The 1,225-nt window shown below is 48.6% G+C and carries 1 protein-coding gene; it reads right to left on the reverse strand.

Going from position 1 to position 1,225, the window contains the following annotated elements:
* On the reverse strand, nucleotides 1-844 hold an 844-nt coding region (locus NFS31_RS26770), incomplete at its 3' end, for an IS110 family transposase (RefSeq protein WP_251502140.1).
* Nucleotides 845-1,225 lie beyond the last annotated feature (381 nt).

Consider the following 1,225-nt stretch of genomic DNA (forward strand, 5'->3'; position numbering starts at 1 on the left):
TATCGACAGCCTTATGCAGTTCTTCGAGAATGCCGTCCAGATGTTCCTGGTATTCCCGGTAGAGTTTTATATACAGCCGGATCCGGAGGGCGTTACTAGGAAGGGCACGCCCGAAAATAGCGGCATCCTCTGCTGCAGCGTACAGGGCATCATATTTTGCCAGGGCATACTTTTCACCGAAGCGTGCCGTGGAACGGATCATTTCCACCACCGTTCCCTTTGGCGCGGCAAGAAGATCCTGCGCCAGGGGATATGCGTCCAGAAGCTTTAAGGAAGTCTGGGTGGTGGCCTTGCAGAACACATTCCGGTATGCGGGGAAAGATACTTTCAATTCCGCGGTGAGCTTCAGGACGACTGCGGACTGCAGGTCCTTGAAGTAATAGTAATCCCGTACCAGGTTGCGCAGGTCAATGACCGCATCATCTGGGATGATGGAAGTTTTTAGGGAAGCATCCAGCCCGACCTTGGCAGCCTTTTTTGAATCAAATTTATCATTATGCAGTTTCCTTACGTTCATGTTTGTGCTATTCTTAGTGATGATAGGATTAATGACGGAGCAGTCAAACCCCTTATCGCGAAGGAAGCACAGGAGCGGGATATGGTAGATCCCGGTGGACTCAAGGAAGCAGCGGCTTTCAAGAGAATACGCCTCTTGGGCTTCCTTTATTTTTGCAACGGCAAGCTCCCGGGACTGGGGATCGGAATGAACGATCTTGAAAGGTTTCCCGGTAAGAGTACCGTTAGGGAGCATGATGGACATCCATGAGAAGTCTGCCCCGACATCCAGCCCGACTGAGAGATAGGGGATGTTTTCAAGCAACTTAGGTACTTTTTGGTATTGCATGTTTTTATCCTTTCTGGCAGGCATCCATTTCCAGAAGGCGGATACACAACCTAGCGGCTCATACAGGTATAGCCTGGGGCTTCCCAACCAGCCAAAACATAAATCACCACCGAATGGACGGACAGACTTTCTGGGAGGTTTCGCCAGTAGAGGCCCTGCTGGTTCCCAAGGAGAAAACGTCAATGATCCTGCCTCAGTGATTATACCTCTATATTTTGTCTGGTGCATTAAGGAAACCTCAGACATGGTAAGTAATGCAGCCTATAACTTCTGATGGAGGGGGGAATCCTCCTTCCGTTATATCTATATAGATTTATTAGATTGGACGTTGTAACTGTTAACCAGTAGTCATTTTTGACTACACCATTATTATACTAGGAG

This window comes from Otoolea muris, from assembly GCF_943193115.1.
Taxonomy (GTDB): domain Bacteria; phylum Bacillota; class Clostridia; order Lachnospirales; family Lachnospiraceae; genus Otoolea; species Otoolea muris.